12 protein-coding genes are annotated in these 18503 nt (G+C 48.2%); 9 read left to right on the top strand and 3 right to left on the bottom strand.

Annotation, left to right across the window (positions count from 1 at the left end; all coding sequences use genetic code 11):
* The first annotated feature begins 1 nt into the window (after position 1).
* From aceF to acnB, 5 genes are all read left to right on the top strand, one after another.
* Positions 2–1903 (top strand): pyruvate dehydrogenase complex dihydrolipoyllysine-residue acetyltransferase, encoded by a 1902-nt coding sequence (aceF, locus tag ACED36_RS11235; protein ID WP_371733275.1) that lies wholly within the window; start codon positions 2–4, stop codon positions 1901–1903.
* Positions 1904–2144: 241 nt separating this feature from the next.
* A complete protein-coding gene (lpdA, locus tag ACED36_RS11230) occupies positions 2145–3575 on the top strand; it encodes a dihydrolipoyl dehydrogenase (protein WP_016960727.1) in 1431 nt (476 codons plus the stop codon).
* A gap of 393 nt (positions 3576–3968) precedes the next feature.
* The gene (locus tag ACED36_RS11225) at positions 3969–5612 is read left to right on the top strand and encodes a methyl-accepting chemotaxis protein (RefSeq protein ID WP_371733274.1); all 1644 of its coding nucleotides are present in this window, start codon (positions 3969–3971) and stop codon (positions 5610–5612) included.
* Positions 5613–5965: 353 nt separating this feature from the next.
* Positions 5966–8236 carry a patatin-like phospholipase family protein gene (locus tag ACED36_RS11220; RefSeq protein WP_017005072.1) on the top strand — a complete coding sequence of 757 codons (2271 nt, stop codon included), beginning with the start codon at positions 5966–5968 and terminating at the stop codon, positions 8234–8236.
* A 224-nt stretch (positions 8237–8460) separates the two neighbouring features.
* Positions 8461–11058 carry a bifunctional aconitate hydratase 2/2-methylisocitrate dehydratase gene (acnB, locus tag ACED36_RS11215; RefSeq protein WP_026024083.1) on the top strand — a complete coding sequence of 866 codons (2598 nt, stop codon included), beginning with the start codon at positions 8461–8463 and terminating at the stop codon, positions 11056–11058.
* 161 nt (positions 11059–11219) lie between these two features.
* Here acnB and ACED36_RS11210 read toward each other — a convergent pair whose 3' ends face one another.
* The 3 genes from ACED36_RS11210 to ACED36_RS11200 all read right to left on the bottom strand — a co-directional run bounded on the left by ACED36_RS11210 (position 11220) and on the right by ACED36_RS11200 (position 14907).
* Entirely contained in the window at positions 11220–12353 is a 1134-nt protein-coding gene (locus ACED36_RS11210) for a glycerate kinase (protein WP_371733273.1), read from the bottom strand.
* 12 nt (positions 12354–12365) lie between these two features.
* Complete coding sequence (locus ACED36_RS11205; RefSeq protein ID WP_017005069.1) at positions 12366–13631, bottom strand: GntP family permease; 1266 nt, start codon at positions 13629–13631, stop codon at positions 12366–12368.
* A 124-nt stretch (positions 13632–13755) separates the two neighbouring features.
* Positions 13756–14907: a sugar diacid recognition domain-containing protein gene (locus tag ACED36_RS11200; protein WP_371733272.1), complete on the bottom strand. Its 1152-nt coding sequence runs from the start codon at positions 14905–14907 to the stop codon at positions 13756–13758.
* Between the two features lie 97 nt (positions 14908–15004).
* Between ACED36_RS11200 and ACED36_RS11195 the strand changes: the two genes are divergently transcribed.
* The 4 genes from ACED36_RS11195 (at position 15005) to ACED36_RS11180 (ending at position 18439) form a co-directional block, all read left to right on the top strand.
* Entirely contained in the window at positions 15005–15382 is a 378-nt protein-coding gene (locus ACED36_RS11195) for a YacL family protein (protein WP_016960719.1), read from the top strand.
* 283 nt (positions 15383–15665) lie between these two features.
* Positions 15666–16004: a P-II family nitrogen regulator gene (gene glnK, locus ACED36_RS11190; RefSeq protein ID WP_002537421.1), complete on the top strand. Its 339-nt coding sequence runs from the start codon at positions 15666–15668 to the stop codon at positions 16002–16004.
* A gap of 20 nt (positions 16005–16024) precedes the next feature.
* The gene (locus ACED36_RS11185; protein ID WP_016960718.1) at positions 16025–17254 is read left to right on the top strand and encodes an ammonium transporter; all 1230 of its coding nucleotides are present in this window, start codon (positions 16025–16027) and stop codon (positions 17252–17254) included.
* A 168-nt stretch (positions 17255–17422) separates the two neighbouring features.
* A complete protein-coding gene (locus tag ACED36_RS11180) occupies positions 17423–18439 on the top strand; it encodes a Fe(3+) ABC transporter substrate-binding protein (protein ID WP_016960717.1) in 1017 nt (338 codons plus the stop codon).
* Positions 18440–18503 lie beyond the last annotated feature (64 nt).

Genomic DNA, 18503 nt, shown 5'->3' with positions numbered 1-18503 from the left:
AATGGCAATCGAAATTAATGTACCAGACATCGGTGCCGATGAGGTTGAAGTAACAGAAATCCTCGTTAGCGTCGGTGACAAAGTTGAAGAAGAGCAATCGCTGATCACTGTTGAAGGTGATAAAGCGTCAATGGAAGTACCTGCGTCTCAAGCAGGTATCATCAAAGAAATCAAAATCGTCGTAGGCGATACGGTTTCTACTGGCTCTTTGATCATGATCTTTGAAGAGGCAGGCGCTGCGGCACCTGCTCCAACTCCAGCGGCTGAAGCGCCAGCAGCACCTGTTGCTGCAGCTCCAGTAGCGGCTGAGCTGAAAGAAGTTCATGTGCCAGATATCGGCGGTGATGAAGTTGAAGTTACCGAAATCATGGTAGCGGTTGGCGACAGCATCGAAGAAGAGCAATCTCTTCTTACCGTTGAAGGCGACAAAGCGTCAATGGAAGTACCAGCGCCTTTCGCGGGTGTGCTGAAAGAAATCAAAGTGAACACTGGCGATAAAGTGTCTACTGGTTCTCTTATCATGGTTTTCGAAATTGCAGGGTCTGGCGCAGTAGTTGCAGCAGCACCTGTGGCGGCGGCTCCAGCAGTAGCAGCACCAGCGGCGGCTGAACTGAAAGAAGTTCACGTTCCTGATATCGGCGGCGACGAAGTTGAAGTTACCGAGATCATGGTAGCGGTTGGCGACAGCATTGAAGAAGAGCAATCTCTGATCACTGTTGAAGGTGACAAGGCTTCAATGGAAGTCCCTGCACCCTTCGCTGGCGTACTGAAAGAAATCAAAATCGCAGCGGGCGACAAAGTCTCTACCGGTTCTTTGATCATGGTATTTGAGACCGTTGGCGCAGCGGGTGCAGCACCTGCTCCTGCGACAGCAGTACCAGTCGCTTCTGCTCCGGCAGCCGCGCCTGCCGCTCAAGCTGCTTCTGCACCAGCCCCTGCAGCATCAGCGGATTTCGTCGACAACGACGAATATGCACATGCATCGCCAGTGGTTCGTCGTCTAGCACGTGAGTTTGGCGTTAACTTGTCGAAAGTGAAGGGTTCTGGCCGTAAGAGCCGCATCCTGAAAGAAGACGTTCAGAGCTACGTGAAAGATGCGCTTAAGCGTCTGGAATCTGGCGCAGCAGCGTCTGCATCAGGCAAAGGCGATGGCGCAGCACTGGGTCTTCTTCCTTGGCCGAAAGTTGATTTCAGCAAGTTTGGTGAAACTGAAACCAAACCACTGTCTCGCATCAAGAAGATCTCTGGCGCTAACCTGCACCGTAACTGGGTAATGATCCCGCACGTTACACAGTGGGATAACGCAGACATCACTGAGCTAGAAGCATTCCGCAAAGAGCAGAATGCCGTGGAAGCGAAGAAAGACACTGGCATGAAGATCACCCCATTGGTGTTCATCATGAAAGCCGCTGCGAAAGCACTTGAAGCGTTCCCATCGTTCAACTCTTCGCTGTCAGATGATGGTGAGAGCCTGATCCTGAAGAAATACGTAAACATCGGTATCGCGGTGGACACACCAAATGGTTTGGTTGTTCCTGTATTCCGTGACGTTAACAAGAAAGGCATCTACGAGCTGTCTGCTGAACTGATGGAAGTGTCTAAGAAGGCACGTTCAGGCAAGCTGACTGCGTCTGACATGCAAGGCGGTTGTTTTACTATCTCTAGCCTTGGTGGCTTGGGTGGTACGGCGTTTACCCCTATTGTTAACGCGCCAGAAGTTGGCATCCTGGGTGTATCTAAATCGGAAATGAAGCCGGTTTGGAATGGTAAGGACTTCGTTCCTCGCCTGATGTTGCCTCTGTCACTGTCATACGACCACCGTGTGGTTGATGGTGCAGAAGGTGCACGTTTCGTAACGTACCTGAACGAGTGTCTGTCTGACATTCGTCGTCTAGTACTGTAATACGACACCCGATCAGCGTTCGTCTGCATATGACGAACGCTGATTTGATGTATAGCTCACAGGCTATGGGTTTTTATTTTTCAGCTTGTTAACACGGCTGTAAAATGTGGAGCCAAAACGAGCGGTTGCCAATGGCTAACTACTCGCAGTGAAACAACACTGTTCCTACATAACAGTCCGTCATAGAAAAATAAATTAATCTCTTAGCCTGTCAGGGATATAAGACTACAACGAGGTCAGAATGAGTAAAGAAATCAAAACCCAAGTCGTGGTGCTGGGTTCAGGTCCTGCTGGTTATTCAGCCGCATTCCGTTGCGCGGATTTGGGTCTGGAAACTGTTCTGGTAGAAAAATACAGCACGCTGGGCGGCGTTTGTCTTAACGTGGGCTGTATCCCTTCAAAAGCTTTGCTGCACGTTGCTAAAGTGATTGAAGAAGCCAAAGCAATGTCTGAGCATGGTGTTGTTTTCGGCGAGCCGCAAACCGACATTAACAAGATCCGTGTTTGGAAAGAAAAAGTGGTTAATCAACTGACTGGCGGTCTTGGCGGTATGGCTAAGATGCGTAAAGTTAACGTGGTCAATGGTTACGGTAAATTTACCGATCCTAACACCATCGTGGTTGAAGGCGCGGATGGTGCAACCACCATCAAATTCGATAACGCGATCATCGCGGCGGGCTCGCGTCCAATCGAATTGCCATTTATTCCCCATGAAGACCCACGTATTTGGGACTCAACTGACGCACTAGAACTGAACGAAGTTCCAGAAAAGCTGTTGGTGATGGGTGGCGGTATCATCGGTCTAGAAATGGGTACCGTATACCACGCACTGGGTTCTAAAGTTGATGTGGTTGAAATGTTTGACCAAGTTATCCCGGCTGCGGATAAAGACATCATCAAAGTCTTCACTAAGCGTATCAGCAAGAAATTCAACCTGATGCTTGAAACCAAAGTGACTGCGGTTGAAGCAAAAGAAGACGGCATTTACGTTTCAATGGAAGGCAAAAAAGCCCCCGCTGAGCCTACACGTTATGATGCGGTGCTGGTGGCTATCGGTCGCGTACCAAACGGTAAGCTGATGGACGCAGAAAAAGCCGGTATCGAAGTTGATGAGCGTGGTTTCATCAACGTTGATAAGCAATTGCGTACCAATGTTGCACACATCCATGCAATCGGTGACGTTGTTGGCCAACCAATGTTGGCACACAAAGGTGTTCATGAAGGCCACGTAGCGGCAGAAGTGATTTCTGGTAAGAAACACTACTTTGACCCTAAAGTGATTCCTTCAATTGCGTACACTGAGCCAGAAGTTGCCTGGGTAGGTAAGACCGAGAAAGAAGCGAAAGCAGAAGGCATCAACTATGAAGTTGCTACTTTCCCTTGGGCTGCTTCTGGTCGTGCGATCGCCTCTGATTGTTCAGACGGTATGACGAAGATGATCTTCGACAAAGACACACACCGTGTAATCGGTGGTGCTGTTGTTGGTACTAACGGTGGCGAGTTGCTGGGCGAAATTGGTCTGGCGATTGAGATGGGCTGTGATGCAGAAGACATCGCACTGACTATCCACGCTCACCCAACGCTGCATGAGTCTGTTGGCTTGGCTGCGGAAGTATTTGAAGGTTCAATCACGGACCTGCCAAACGCAAAAGCAATGAAAAAGAAAAAGTAATTATTTTTCGCTGATTTGTTAGAAACGCCTCGATTTTCGAGGCGTTTTTTTTTGCCAATTTGTCACATGCTATTTTGATTCGACTGTCTGTTAATCTGGGGTGGTTAGCTATGTTGATGAATTTTGGAAGGAGGCAATGAAAATTAAAAGTACATTGTACTTTTTAGTGTGTTATATCAATAATTCTGCATATTATATTTCGTATCAATAGTTTGAGTTGATACCATGCGCCATGCTGAATATTGGGTGCTAACGCATATGCTGCAGCAGAGGGCGCCCAATGTCTGCCAGATTATTTGGATATTCATAGCCGCGCTTTATTTCGCGAATCGACGCTAGATCCATTTATTTTCCTATCATTTAACGCCGTCATCTATTCGCACTTGAGGAATTATGCAGTTCATTAGTCAACTTTCATTCCGTACCAAATTATTTATTCCCCTTGGGTTTGTTTCAGTCATCTTTACGATTGTGTTGGCGATGACTTACCAAACGTTCGAACGTCAGGTCGCGCTTAACTCGACATTGAATGATCTGATTAATCCGACGGTTGAAAGTATTGATGATGCTTATCGCGATCTCTATCAAGTGCTAGGCAGTGTTGAAGGTTTGTTGGCGAAAGGTGTGACGCAAGAAATGGTCGAGAAGCAGACGTTTGAGTTTAACGACAACGCACCGAATACCCTTCATCGCTTGAAAGTTGTACAGCGTGTTATCGATGCGGGTGTGATTGATGTGAGCCATCAAGCGACACTGAATCGTTTGATCAATAATACAGACTCATGGATTTCAGAGCTCGAAAGATTGATCCGAACGCCTGATTCGGCGAGCCGCCAATATGCCAATAGTTATGAAGGCATAGAAGATACATTTGCTCAGTTGCGCGGCGATATTAAAATTCTATCTAAAGCCATTAGTCAGGTATCAGCACAAATTTCTGCAGATATCGATGCGTCTACCATTCAAGCCGAGCGTTTGATTATCGGCGGCACCATTGGCGCGCTAATTCTCGCGGTGCTTGGCGGTGTTTTACTGTCGAACATGCTACTTAAACCCGTGAAAGAGATGGGTGATGCTCTTGAAAATATTGCGTCAGGTGATGGTGATCTCACGCAGCGTCTGACGGTGCGTTCAACGGATGAAATTGGTCAGCTAGGCGAGTCATTCAATCGCTTCGTCGCTAAGATACAGGCGAGTATTAAAGAGGTCGTTGATGCATCTAATCATGTTCGTGAGCACACTGAACAGATTGAAATCGCCATTCGCAGCAGTGTGACGGAAACGGAAAATCAGCATCGCGAGAGTGACATGATTGCCGCCGCGGTGCAGGAGATGAGCGCAAGCAGCATGCAAATCAGCCAGAATGCGTCGGATGCCGCAGATGCAACAGGCACGGCCACGCAGGAGATTGGTGCAGCGCAGAGCAGTGTTGCTGGCACTGTAGCGGCAATGTCTTCGTTACGCAGCCGTATTGAACAGTCACAGACTATGATCACGTCGTTGAATCACGATGTAGATAGCATTGCGTCAATCGTTGATGTGATTCGTGGCATCGCAGAGCAAACCAACTTACTCGCATTGAATGCGGCAATTGAAGCGGCACGTGCGGGCGAGCAAGGTCGAGGGTTTGCGGTAGTTGCGGATGAAGTGCGTAACTTGGCAAATAAAACGCAACAAAGCACAGAAGAGATCCGCAACATGATCGAACGTCTGGAAACAGGCACCCGAAATGCGGTTTCATCCATGAATGAAAGCAGCGAAGCAAGCAATGACACCGTGTCGCATATTCAACAAACGTCTGAATACCTTGATGCCGTGTCCTCGATGATCATCACCATCAACGATCAAAATGCACAAGTTGCTACTGCGTCATCGCAACAAAAGGCAGTTTCAGAAGACATCAGCCGAAATATTCACGGTATTGTCGAAAATGGTCAGCGTGTTTACCAGAATCTGGGGAGCGTTGAGCAGACATGCGCGGAACTGGCAGACAAGAGCCGTCAGTTAGATAACGTGGTTAGTGGTTTTCGCGTCTAAAAAAGAAATATTCATCTCTCGTTGATAAAACGCCACATTTGTGGCGTTTTTTTATGACGGATATAAAGGGTATTGTTGTTCACGTTATTCTGTCACTTCCTCATTTGCTAATTAACATCAGTAAGACATTTCCCTGATACATAGGTGAGATGATATTGTGTTCCATTCATCCAGAGTCTGTGTGCTATCGAGGTGAATACGCTAAGTGATTGAAAATAAAAAAATCACGCAAACAGTATTACTTAATCTCACAGACCGCCAAATACTCAGAATTCATGTTTTCTCCGTAGTATCGATGGTTCATCGGTGTTAATTACGCGCAAAGAAATATTAACATTGCAAGGCAGCACAACATGTTGATTAGGCTTTTAAAAGGAAGATTCATCGCCACCCTAGTGCTTGCAGTCGCCATGCTGTTTGCATCATTCGCATTTTCACAAGAGAAAATATCTCGTCCTACCGTAGGGTTAGTCTTGGGCGGCGGTGGCGCGAAAGGGGCTGCGCATGTTGGTGTGCTTAAAGCTCTCGAAGAAATGCGGATCCCGGTGGACTATATCGCTGGGACCAGTATGGGGGCGTATGTTGGTGGGCTGTATGCCATTGGTATGACGGCTGACGAAATCTCGGTGCTGATGGAATCCATTGATTGGAACGCCGGGTATCAAGATCGCGTCTATCGAGGAGATCGACGCACGCGTGATAAAGAGCATGAAGATCGCTATAACTTATCAACGAATTTCGGTTTTGACTTCAAAAGCTTGAAAACCCCCCAAGGGATTGTCCAAGGCCAAAATATGATCCGTATTCTGCGTGAGTCTACGGGTAATCTTCCTTCCTTTGAGTCCTTCGATCAAATGGTGGTGCCTTACCGTGCGGTTGCGACGGATATCGAGAGATTAGTTCCGGTTGTGATTGGTGACGGCCAGTTAACCGAGGCGATGCTGGCCAGTATGGCCGTGCCTGGTGCATTGCCACCTGTTGAGCTTGAAGGGCGCTACCTTGTCGACGGCGGCTCGGTAAACAACATGCCGGTTGATGTCGCTAAAGCGCTGGGCGCAGACATAGTTATCGCGGTGGATATCAGTACGGATTACAGCCCTGCGGCTGAACTCGGTTCTTACCTTTCGGTCATGAATCAGCTGGTTAACTATATGGTGCGAAATAGCACCGATCAGCAGATAGCCAATATGAGCGACGACGATATCTTGCTGACGCCACAAGTCGGAGACATGGAAACCACCGAGTTCGATCGTATGCCCGAGGCTTACGAGAAAGGCTATTTGGTGGCGTTTGAACACAAAGACGTGCTCAAAGAGTTGGGCTTAACCTCTGGGCAATATCAGACTTACATCGAGAAAAAACAACGTCGCCGCAGATTGATGGTTTACGGCAATATTTTGTCAGTTGATAACATTATCATCAATAACGATACCAGCTTTTCAGATGACGTCCTCAAAGCCAGATTATCCCTTGAAACGGGGCGAGTGGACTCGAATGAACTTGAGAAATCGGTTCAAAATCTCTACGCCTTAGATCGGTTTGAAACCGTGCGTTATCACCTTGAGCGCCAAGGTGAAGAAAATGTTCTCGTTGTTGATGTTAAAGAGAAAAGCTGGGGGCCTAACTTTGTCGACTTCCGTTTTGCATTAGAAGACAACTTTGAATCGGATACCAATTTCTCTGCCGGTGTCAGTATCAACAGCACAGGGCTTACTGATTATGGTGCAGAGTTAAGAACGCTCTTTGAGCTGGGCACGGACAAGCGCGCACAGGCAGAGTTGTATCTCCCATTTTCTGCCGATCAGCTTTACTTTGCGCAAGTGCTTGGTGGATTGGAAGTGCGGGAGCGAGATGCGTATTACCGCTCTGATGAACCCAATTTGGGCGAAGATACATTCACCTTGGATGCTCGTTACAGTGAGGTCATCGCAGATGTTGGCATCGGTTGGCAACCTCAGCTTTGGGGTGAGTTTATGCTGGGTTACCGGTATATCGATGGTGAAGAAGAGTTGGCGGGTGGGTTATCTGAACTCAAATATCAGCGCGCAATGCCTTATATCAGTGTGACGTTAGACGCGTTGGATAATCGTGTTTTTCCGAACCGTGGCGGCTATCTTAATATGTCGTTGGGCTACGCAAGGGATCAATTAGACAGCAGCGAAGGGCGATCGATTGCCGAAGCCAGTGTGCTCAATATCGAGGGCATTTACGCAAAGAACATCGGTAAACATACCGTTTATGGTAAAGCCAAGTACGGCACCATTAATGCGCGAGTCGGAAGCGTTGCCATTGAACCTCATGAATTAGGGGGGTTCCTTAACCTGTCAGGTATACCGCGAGACTCGTTGTGGGCAAACAATATCGCTTTTGGTGCAGTTGTTTATCGATATCGTCTGCTGGATAACGACTTCGGTTTGTTTAAATCTCCTGTTTATTTAGGGACATCTATTGAGTATGGCGGAGTGTGGAACAACCCAGATTTTTCGCTAAAAGAAGTACCGTTTTATGCCGCAGGCAGTATATTTGCGGGAGTTGATTCGCCATTGGGCCCAATCATTGTCGCCTATGGTCGTACAGAAAATGATCTCGATTCGTTCTATTTTATAGTCGGGTCTGATTTTTAAAGGACTGCGAGGAAGGTGAGAGCCACTTTCTCATCATCAAACCAAATGTTTCATTCCATGGCTGGAATTTAAAATTTGGTTAAAAAGTGATAACATACCAGCTTCGTCATGCAAGGCACTATAGAAAGATAGTTACCCTACGTTTCGTTAAGGTGCCTGCAAGCCGAGCTTAATTCCAAGGATGTCTGGCCGCGATGGTCAGACCGCAATATGAGGAAAACGTCGTGCTTGAAGCCTACCGTAAACACGTCGAAGAACGTGCTGCTCAGGGTATTGTCCCTAAACCACTTGATGCGGATCAAACCGCAAGCCTAATTGCATTGCTCAAGAACCCACCTGCGGGCGAAGAAGCTATTCTTATTGACCTGCTTGAAAACCGTATTCCACCGGGTGTTGATGAAGCCGCATATGTAAAAGCGGGCTTTTTGGCAGCTGTATCAAAAGGCGAAGCAAGCTCACCATTAGTTAGCAAAGAAAAAGCGGTTGAGCTGCTTGGTACCATGCAAGGTGGCTACAATATTGAGCCCCTGATTGACATGCTAGAAGATGAGGCATTGGCACCAATTGCTGCTAAAGCACTGTCACACACCTTGCTAGTATTTGATTCTTTCTATGACATCGAAGAAAAAGCCAAAGCAGGTAATGCGTACGCGAAACAAGTCATGCAAGCTTGGGCGGATGCGGAGTGGTTCCTGTCTAAGCCAAACGTTCCTGAAAAAGTCACACTGACTGTATTTAAGGTGACCGGTGAAACGAACACCGATGACCTGTCTCCAGCCCCTGATGCCTGGTCACGTCCTGATATTCCATTGCATGCTCTGGCAATGCTGAAAAACGCCCGTGACGGTATCGAACCTGATCAAGCTGGCGTTGTTGGTCCAATCAAACAAATTGATGCTTTGAAAGAAAAAGGTCATCAACTGGTTTACGTTGGTGACGTTGTTGGTACGGGCTCTTCACGTAAATCTGCGACTAACTCTGTGCTTTGGTTTATGGGCGATGACATTCCAAACGTGCCTAATAAGCGTGCGGGTGGTTTTTGTCTGGGCGGTAAAATCGCACCTATCTTCTTTAACACTATGGAAGATGCAGGCGCACTGCCTATCGAGCTAGACGTTGCTAAGCTGAACATGGGTGACGTGATTGACGTCTATCCATTCAAAGGCGAAGTATGTAGCCACGGCACTGACAACGTGTTGTCTACCTTCTCATTGAAAACTGACGTGCTGTACGATGAAGTGCGCGCGGGTGGCCGTATTCCGTTGATCATTGGCCGTGGTCTGACTGATCGCGCTCGTGAAGCAATGAGTCTTTCACCTTCTGAGGTGTTCCGCCGTCCATTACCTGCTGTTGAATCTGATAAGGGCTTCACCCTTGGTCAGAAGATGGTAGGTAAAGCGTGTGGCGTTCAGGGTATTCGCCCTGGAACTTACTGTGAGCCAAAAATGACCACAGTAGGTTCTCAAGACACCACCGGTCCTATGACTCGTGATGAGTTGAAAGATTTGGCGTGTCTTGGCTTCTCTGCTGACCTAACGATGCAGTCTTTCTGCCACACCTCAGCGTACCCGAAACCTGTTGACGTCGTGACTCACCACACACTGCCTGATTTCATTCAGAACCGTGGTGGTGTAGCACTGCGCCCGGGTGATGGTGTTATCCACTCATGGCTAAACCGTATGCTGCTGCCTGATACCGTCGGTACGGGGGGTGACTCACACACCCGTTTCCCGCTGGGCATCTCGTTCCCTGCAGGATCAGGTCTGGTTGCGTTTGCTGCTGCGACAGGTGTTATGCCATTGGATATGCCAGAATCAATTTTGGTGCGTTTCAAAGGCGAACTACAACCGGGTATCACACTGCGTGATCTGGTCCATGCGATCCCTTACTTTGCGATCAAGCAAGGTCTGTTGAACGTAGAGAAAGCAGGCAAGATCAACGCATTCTCTGGTCGAATTCTTGAAATCGAAGGTGTTGAACATCTCACGGTTGAGCAAGCGTTTGAACTTTCAGATGCCTCTGCAGAGCGTTCTGCTGCTGGCTGTACGGTGAAACTGTCGCAAGAATCTGTGTCAGAGTACCTTCAGTCAAACATCGTGATGTTGAAGTGGATGATCAGCGAAGGGTATGGCGATCGCCGTACCATCGAGCGTCGTATCACGGCAATGGAATCATGGTTGGCGAATCCAGAACTGATGGAAGCGGACAAAGACGCAGAATATGCAGAAGTGATCGAAATCGATCTGGCTGATATTAAAGAGCCAATTCTGTGTGCACCTAACGACCCTGATGACGCGCGTTTGCTGTCTGATGTTGCTGGCGACAAAGTTGACGAAGTCTTCATTGGTAGCTGCATGACCAACATTGGTCACTTCCGTGCGGCAGGTAAATTGCTTGAGAAGTTTGGTGGCACCTTGTCGACCCGTTTATGGGTTGCGCCACCGACGAAGATGGACCGTGATCAGCTAACGGAAGAAGGTTACTACGGTATCTTCGGCCGTGCTGGTGTGCGTATCGAAACACCAGGGTGTTCACTTTGTATGGGTAACCAAGCGCGTGTCGCTGATAAAGCGACCGTGATTTCCACCTCTACCCGTAACTTCCCGAACCGTTTGGGTACAGGTGCGAATGTTTATCTGTCTTCTGCGGAGTTGGCATCTGTTGGTGCGATTATTGGCCGTATTCCAACGGTTGAAGAGTACCTAGAGTACGCGAAGCAAATCGATGCGACGGCAGCAGATACTTATCGTTATCTGAACTTCCACCGTATGGATGAGTACACCAAAAAAGCGGATGAAGTCATTATCCAAACCGCGGTATAAGCATCAGTGGTGAGTCTCGAGAAACGAGACGCTAGATAAGAGAAAGCCTCCAGATTTGGAGGCTTTTTTGTATCGAAGGAAAATGGGACCTAGGGCTTTGAGGCAATGTTTAGATTTCTCATTGCTCTAAAGCTTTTCCTAGGGACTAGAACCTGTTCTTCCTAGAACCTTATTTTTATCATTCTCGCCACGTTCTCTGCCGTCAGTTCGACATTTTCTTTTGCGTTAGCCAGTGCTTCTTCCAACGTGCATGCGCCTGAGACCACACTGAATAGTGCATCTATGCCATGATCGTAAACCACCACGCTGTCTTGGGTAATACTGCCTGCAATACCGATAACGGGTACGCCAAATTGCTTGGCACAGCGAGCGACGCCAATTGGCGTTTTACCGTGAATGGTCTGGCTGTCGATACGGCCTTCACCCGTGATCACGAGATCGGCATCTTTAACGTGTGCTGACAAATCCACGGCATCCATGACGATATTAATACCCGGTCGAAGATCGGCGTTGAAGATCCCCAGCAATGCTGCGCCCATGCCACCTGCAGCACCTGCGCCAGCACGGTTTTTCACATCGCTGTTGAGCTGAGTTTTCATGATCTCTGCGTAGTGTGCGAGGTTGCTGTCCAAGGTGCTTACCATCTCCGGTGTTGCGCCTTTTTGAGGGCCAAACACCGCAGATGCACCTTTTTCACCACACAGTGGGTTATCAACGTCACAGGCTACTTCCAGCTTTACGTTGGCAAGACGTGGGTCTATTTCTGTCATGTCGATGGTATGTAGATTGGCCAGTGCGCCACCGCCATAACCGATGGCATGACCATCGTTGTCTAGCAGTTTTACACCCAATGCTTGTGCCATCCCTGCACCACCATCATTAGTGGCGCTGCCGCCAATACCGACGATCAAGTGTTTTGCACCATGGTCCAGTGCGGCTTTGATTAGCTCGCCCGTACCATAGCTGGTGGTTTGGAGTGGATTACGCTGAGCAGACGGCACTAAATGTAGGCCGGAAGCCGCGGCCATTTCGATCACCGCGGTATCACCCGCGCCGAGTAGACCAAAGAAGCCCTCAACAGAAAGACCTAAAGGGCCTGTGACGGTCACATCGACGATGTGTCCACCCGTTGCATCAACCAAAGATTGAACCGTGCCTTCACCGCCGTCTGCCATCGGTAGCTTAACGATCTCTACATCTTCCATCACGCGTCGGAAGCCGCACTCAATAGCAGTCGCGACATCCATCGCGGAGAGACTTTCTTTATAAGAATCAGGGGCAATAACAATTTTCATTAGCAGGTATCCTTATACAAACAGGCCAAACACGCCAAAGATTAATGTAGAGACCAGTGCAATCACAAAACCGACAGCGGACTCGTAAGGGATTAATTTCAAACGTTCTTTCATATCCATATGAACCGCACCACCCGTGGCATGGAAGAAGCTACCGTGTGGCATGTGGTCAAATACCGTTGCACCAGCATGGATCATTGCAGCGCCTGCCAATGCGGGTACACCTAACTCAAGGATAGTGTTGGCAAAGACACTGCTCGCTACTGCGGTACCAGCAGTTGTCGATGCAGTGGCCAAGGACATGAGCGCACCTGAAAAAGGTGCAAGCAGGTAAGACGGTAGACCTGAGGTGGTAAGTAGATCAATCAGGCCATTCTTTAAGCCTGAGTTTGCGATAATGCCAGCTAAGGTGCCTGTACCTAAGAGCATGACAGCAACAGGTGCCATGCGATTCAAGCCCGATACCGCAAAGTGATTGGTGTCACGTGCTCGGCGCATGGCCAGCGCTCCCAACAACCCACCCAGTGGCAAAGCAATGAGCGGGTCGATGTTAATGCCTGCTATAGGGCGAAGTGCCAGCAAAGAAATCGCGACTAGCGGCGCGACCATGGCGGTGGCAAAAGACGGTAGGCGACTCAGGTCGACAGTTACCACTTCATGGGCTTCTACTTTGCTGCCACGGTTTTTCAGTTTTAATGCGATGAAGTAAGCCACGATCATCCCGCAAAGGCCAGGGATGACACCAGCAGCCATAACGGATGTCAGGGGAACATTGAATGCATCAGCCGCCGCGATGGCATTCGGGTTTGGTGACATCACGTTGCCAGCCTTACCGCCTCCGACCATTGCGAGCAAAATAGCCATTTTGGAAAGATCGGCACGGCGTGCAATCGCCAGCGCGATGGGCGCGACGGTAATAACGGCGACATCAACAAATACGCCAACAGCGGTCAAAATCATGGTCGCTACAGCCAATGCAAGCAGAGCACGTGTTTCACCGACTTTTTTGACGATGGTTTCAGCGATGGTAGTTGCTGCGCCAGACTCAATCAGCACGCCAGCGAGAATACCCGCAGCAAGAATGCGAAGTACCGCTGTTACGATACTTTGTGCGCCGCCAATCATCAGGGTCACGGTGTCTGTTAAAGACACACCACCGACAATACCGCCGACGAGTGCACCAATGATCATGCCATAAGCTGGCGGAACTTTTCTTAAGATCAGGGTAATAGAAACAATCAGGGCAGCGAGGGCGCCCAAGGTAGATACTTCGGTCATCTCATACTTCTCGGCTGAAACGAAAAACTGTCGACACTGTACGTTGACTGTCAGTATCAATCTTTAGGCAAACGACCAGATTTTAGCGGGTAAAAAGCGTATAAATTTGTGCATTTGCACAAATTTAAGTTTTTTGCTGCCATTTCAAAAAGGATAAATAGAGGTGTGTTTTATCTTCTAATTTATTGATATCTAAGGACGTTATTTCGGATATGCGTTGTAGACGATAGCGCAAAGTATTGCGGTGAATATGAAGGTTTTCGCTCGTTTGAACTAAATCACAATTTTGTTCAAAAAATGACGACAGGGTCTTAATTAGCGTGCCTCGACCGTCTTTATTGACCAGCAATGTCATGGGCTCGTTGAGGTGACGCGTGCGCCAATCGTCCTCCGGCATCGCGCTGAGTAAGACTGGCAGAGTATGATCTTCGTAATAAAGCACGCTTTCATGCTGTCTACTTGCCGCTAACGTTGCACTCGCTGTCTGAAAAGAACGTGCAAGCCCATGAAAAGAAGGGAAGTAACCGCCGTAAGCTATCTGAACGCGAAAAGCCTGTTGAGAACTGACTCGTTTGAGTAAGGCGCGTACTTTTTTCTGTTCAGATTGGCGGGACCACTCTCCATTGTCCGTCAATATAGGCTTGAGGACGACGATCTCGTTACGAGATACAGACGTGATACCCACTAGGTTATCCCGTTCCGGATTTTCGAGCATATGGACCATAGATTGAAGATGCTCTAAAGAGAGAGCATTGGCTTTGTTGGGGATAAGCCTTACCACGGCAGCAACCCTAGGTTGCTCTAAATCCAGATCTAAGCGCTGGGCAATGGAGAGTAACTGGCGCTCATTGAGTTCAGATTCACGAATAAGCTGCAAAACCAATTCTTCGCGATGGCGTTTGTCCCATTGCATTTGTGAAATCAGTGCGGCTTGCTCGACAATCAGTTCAGCGGTCATCTTGACCAGTTCGCCATAACTTCGCACTGTCTCTGGGGGGCCGGATATGCCAACTACCCCGATGGCATTGCCATTGAACATGACAGGTAAGTTAATTCCTGGGCGAACACCTTTGAGAGAATTTGATGTTGCTTCATCAATTTCAACGACGCGATTCTCTGCCAGTGTCAATAATGCGCCTTCGTGCTTTTGATGCAGGCGATGAGGATCACCGGAGCCTATAATAAGACCCTGCTCATTCATGACATTGACGGAGTGACCGATGATTTTCATTGCGCGTTCGACGATTTGACGCGCGATCATGGTATTGAGTTGCATTGCGTGACGAGATCCTGAAAATGAGCAAACTTTTCTAACTTGCCAGCGTGCCTTGCATTCCTGCGGCTGGCAAAGGTTGTGATATCGAGGATAGCACGTGGATTACGAATTTCGACGCAATACTTTAGACGACAGCTTTCATGTCACTCTCTCTATGGGACATGAAGCGCTAGGACGTTGGCTCATTGATGAGCTGGCAACAGATCACGCTGAAATTGATAGGGTTTTGGAAAACCTTAACCGTGTCATAAATCATGGTGGCGAGTGGGATCGCCCGGGTAAGGTCTTTTTGTTGCAGTTGACACAAGAAGAAGCCGTGGTGCAAGCCAATGCAATGCTGGAAAACCACGATGAAGAAATGCCAGAGCATGATTTTCATACCTATGAAGAAGAAAGCGTGTCTGTTTGCGGACCAGAAGATCTCCTTTTGGTGCTAGAGGCATGGCAAGACTTTATTCGTCGATACGGTCGCTAACACTATGATTTAAGGGTAATACAGCGCGCTGCTGCTGTATGCCCAACTTCCTTTCTAATCCTTGTCTGCTTTTCTCTTCGCCACGTATTGGTGCATCTATTCCCCGCACGCCATTCTCTGCATGAAATGAGTGAACTCTCTGCACCAAATTAGTGCGTAATGAATTGCCGATCAACCTGATTTCTAGTTAAGCTGTTGTATTTTAACGATAATAAAAACTGGCACGTGATTTGTTATGTATTTGTACAGAACATCTTAAATACGGTTCTTCAAGGAGACGGGAATGAAATTGATCAATGCGATTATCAAGCCATTTAAGCTCGATGACGTGCGTGAAGCACTCGCCGAAGTCGGCGTGGATGGAATGACGGTATCTGAAGTGAAAGGCTTTGGTCGTCAAAAAGGTCACACAGAGCTGTATCGCGGCGCAGAATATCAGGTCGATTTTCTGCCAAAAGTGAAGCTGGAAATTGCAGCGCACAGTGAAAACGTGGACGAAATTATCGAAGCGATCAGCAAGGCGGCGCAGACCGGCAAGATTGGTGATGGAAAGATTTTTGTTTATGACCTCCAGCAAGCGGTACGTATTCGTACTGGCGAGATGGATGCGGAAGCAATTTAAGGTTTAAGGGAGTACTGAAAATGGAATTATCAACCACTGTGACAGAGTTGCGTTACGCACTCGATACCTTTTTCTTCTTGATTTCTGGTGCGCTGGTGATGTGGATGGCCGCAGGCTTTGCCATGTTAGAAGCGGGCTTGGTGCGTTCAAAAAATACCACTGAAATATTAACTAAAAACGTGTGTTTGTATGCGATTGCCTGTACCACTTACCTTTTGGTGGGCTACAACATCATGTATGTCGATAACTCTGAAGGTGGCTGGTTGCCGTCATTAGGCATGTTGATTGGCGTACAAAGCGAAGGCGCGGATCACTCTCTGGCTTCTGACTTCTTCTTCCAAGTTGTCTTCGTTGCAACGGCAATGTCTGTGGTTTCTGGCGCGGTTGCTGAGCGCATGAAACTGTGGGCTTTCTTGGTTTTCTCTGTGATTCTGACTGCCTTTATTTACCCAATGGAAGGTTACTGGACATGGGGTGGTGGCTTCTTGTCAGAAGCAGGCTTTAGCGATTTCGCTGGCTCAGGCATCGTTCACATGGCAGGTGCTTCTGCCGCATTGGCGGGTGTGTTGCTGCTAGGTGCTCGTAAAGGTAAATACGGTAAGAACGGTCAAATCTATCCAATTCAAGGCTCAAACCTGCCATTGGCAACCTTGGGTACCTTTATCCTGTGGTTCGGTTGGTTCGGCTTTAACGGCGGCTCACAGCTGATGATTTCAGATTTTGAAAACGCGACAGCGGTGGGTCAAATTTTCTTGAACACCAATGCTGCGGCAGCGACAGGTGCTTTGGTTGCGCTGGGTGTCTGTAAAGCAACGTGGGGCAAAGCTGACTTGACCATGGTTCTCAATGGCGCCTTGGCGGGCTTAGTCGCCATCACTGCTGACCCATTGTCACCATCGCCAGTTGCGGCCTTGGTTATCGGTGGCTTAGCAGGTGCATTGGTTGTTATCAGTATCGTTGGCCTAGATAAAGTGAAGATTGATGATCCAGTGGGTGCAATCTCAGTGCACGGTACGTGTGGTTTGTTCGGTCTGATGGTCGTGCCATTCAGCAATGCAGATGCATCGTTTGGTGCACAGTTGTTCGGTGCGGCAGTTATCTTCGCTTGGGTATTTGGTGCAAGCCTCGTGGTCTGGGCTGTACTGAAAGCCACCATGGGTATTCGTGTCACTGAGGAAGAAGAGCTTGAAGGCATGGATTTCCACGATTGTGGTGTGGATGCTTACCCTGAGTTCGTCAGCGTGAGATAATATTTAGCGCTAAACGAGTTCGCTTTAACTCAATAGCTAGCCCTGCATTGCAAAATGCGGGGCTTTTTTTTGCTTTTCGTTCATGCACATTTTGTTGCACCGTAAATAAGGATGTGTATACTAATCGCATTGATAAACGTTCTCATTACAGTTTAGGAAAGCCAAGGAATGAAAAATTTGCTGTCAGCATCGGCACTGATGCTAGGAGTTTTAGGCGCGGGCGCGGCAAACGCTGCGGAAGAAGTGAATGTCTATTCTTACCGCCAGCCATTTTTGATAGAGCCAATGCTAGACGCGTTCACCAAAGAAACCGGTATTAAAGTAAACGTGAAGTTTGCAAAAGAAGGTTTGGCTGAAAAACTTCAACAGGAAGGCGAATACAGCCCAGCCGACGTATTGCTGACGGTGGATATTGCTCGCTTGAAAGAATTGGTCAATAAGGATTTGATCCAATCTGTTGATAGCACTGTGATTGATGAAAACGTTCCTTCACAGTTTCGTGATAGCGATGATCGTTGGTTTGCACTGACGTTGCGCTCTCGCAGTGTTTACTCTTCACGCGACCGTGTTGGTAAATTAGGCGACGATTTTGACTACATGGATCTCGCTAAGCCTGAATGGAAAGGAAAAATCTGTACTCGCTCAGGTAAACACCCATACAATGTGTCCCTTGTTTCATCTGTGATAGCAAATCACGGCGAAGCAGAAGCAAAGGCATGGCTCGAAGGCGTAAAAGCTAACTTGGCACGTAAGCCACAGGGCAACGACCGAGCGCAAGTTAAAGCCATTTCCGAAGGTCTGTGTGACATTTCTCTGGGCAACAGTTACTACCTCGGCAAAATGCTGGCTGATGAAAAACAGCACGCGTGGGCTGAAGCAGTTTATCTGAACTACCCAGGTCAAAATGCGCAAGGCGCTCACGTTAACGTGAGTGGCATGGCCATGGCGAAATTCGCACCTAATAAAGATAATGCGCAAAAACTGATGGAGTTTTTGACGTCAGACGTGGCACAGAAAATGTACGCGGAACTGAACTATGAAGATCCAGTTAAGCCGGGCGCAGCAAGCTCTGAGCTGGTGGCATCATGGGGCGATTACCGTGCAGACAAACTGCCTCTGGAAACCGTTGCAGAGAATCATGAGAAGGCGATGAAGCTTCTTGATGAAACGAAGTTTGATTTGTAATCGCTTCGATCTAAGCGGTTAAGGGGGAGCACTGTTCCCCCTTGCTGCACTCTGACGCCAATTT

The organism is Enterovibrio sp. FF113 (assembly GCF_041439165.1).
GTDB lineage: Bacteria > Pseudomonadota > Gammaproteobacteria > Enterobacterales > Vibrionaceae > Enterovibrio > Enterovibrio norvegicus_A.
Note: the sequence above shows the minus strand (reverse complement) of the source record. Positions and strands in the feature narration are given on the sequence as shown.

Excerpts from the sequence above, each read along its gene's own strand:
- aceF (WP_371733275.1), top strand. The coding sequence starts at position 2 with ATGGCAATCGAAATTAATGTACCAGACATCGGTGCCGATGAGGTTGAA.
- lpdA (WP_016960727.1), top strand. The coding sequence starts at position 2,145 with ATGAGTAAAGAAATCAAAACCCAAGTCGTGGTGCTGGGTTCAGGTCCT.
- ACED36_RS11225 (WP_371733274.1), top strand. The coding sequence starts at position 3,969 with ATGCAGTTCATTAGTCAACTTTCATTCCGTACCAAATTATTTATTCCC.
- ACED36_RS11220 (WP_017005072.1), top strand. The coding sequence starts at position 5,966 with ATGTTGATTAGGCTTTTAAAAGGAAGATTCATCGCCACCCTAGTGCTT.
- ACED36_RS11210 (WP_371733273.1), bottom strand. The coding sequence starts at position 12,353 with ATGAAAATTGTTATTGCCCCTGATTCTTATAAAGAAAGTCTCTCCGCG.
- ACED36_RS11205 (WP_017005069.1), bottom strand. The coding sequence starts at position 13,631 with ATGACCGAAGTATCTACCTTGGGCGCCCTCGCTGCCCTGATTGTTTCT.
- ACED36_RS11200 (WP_371733272.1), bottom strand. The coding sequence starts at position 14,907 with ATGCAACTCAATACCATGATCGCGCGTCAAATCGTCGAACGCGCAATG.
- glnK (WP_002537421.1), top strand. The coding sequence starts at position 15,666 with ATGAAATTGATCAATGCGATTATCAAGCCATTTAAGCTCGATGACGTG.
- ACED36_RS11185 (WP_016960718.1), top strand. The coding sequence starts at position 16,025 with ATGGAATTATCAACCACTGTGACAGAGTTGCGTTACGCACTCGATACC.
- ACED36_RS11180 (WP_016960717.1), top strand. The coding sequence starts at position 17,423 with ATGAAAAATTTGCTGTCAGCATCGGCACTGATGCTAGGAGTTTTAGGC.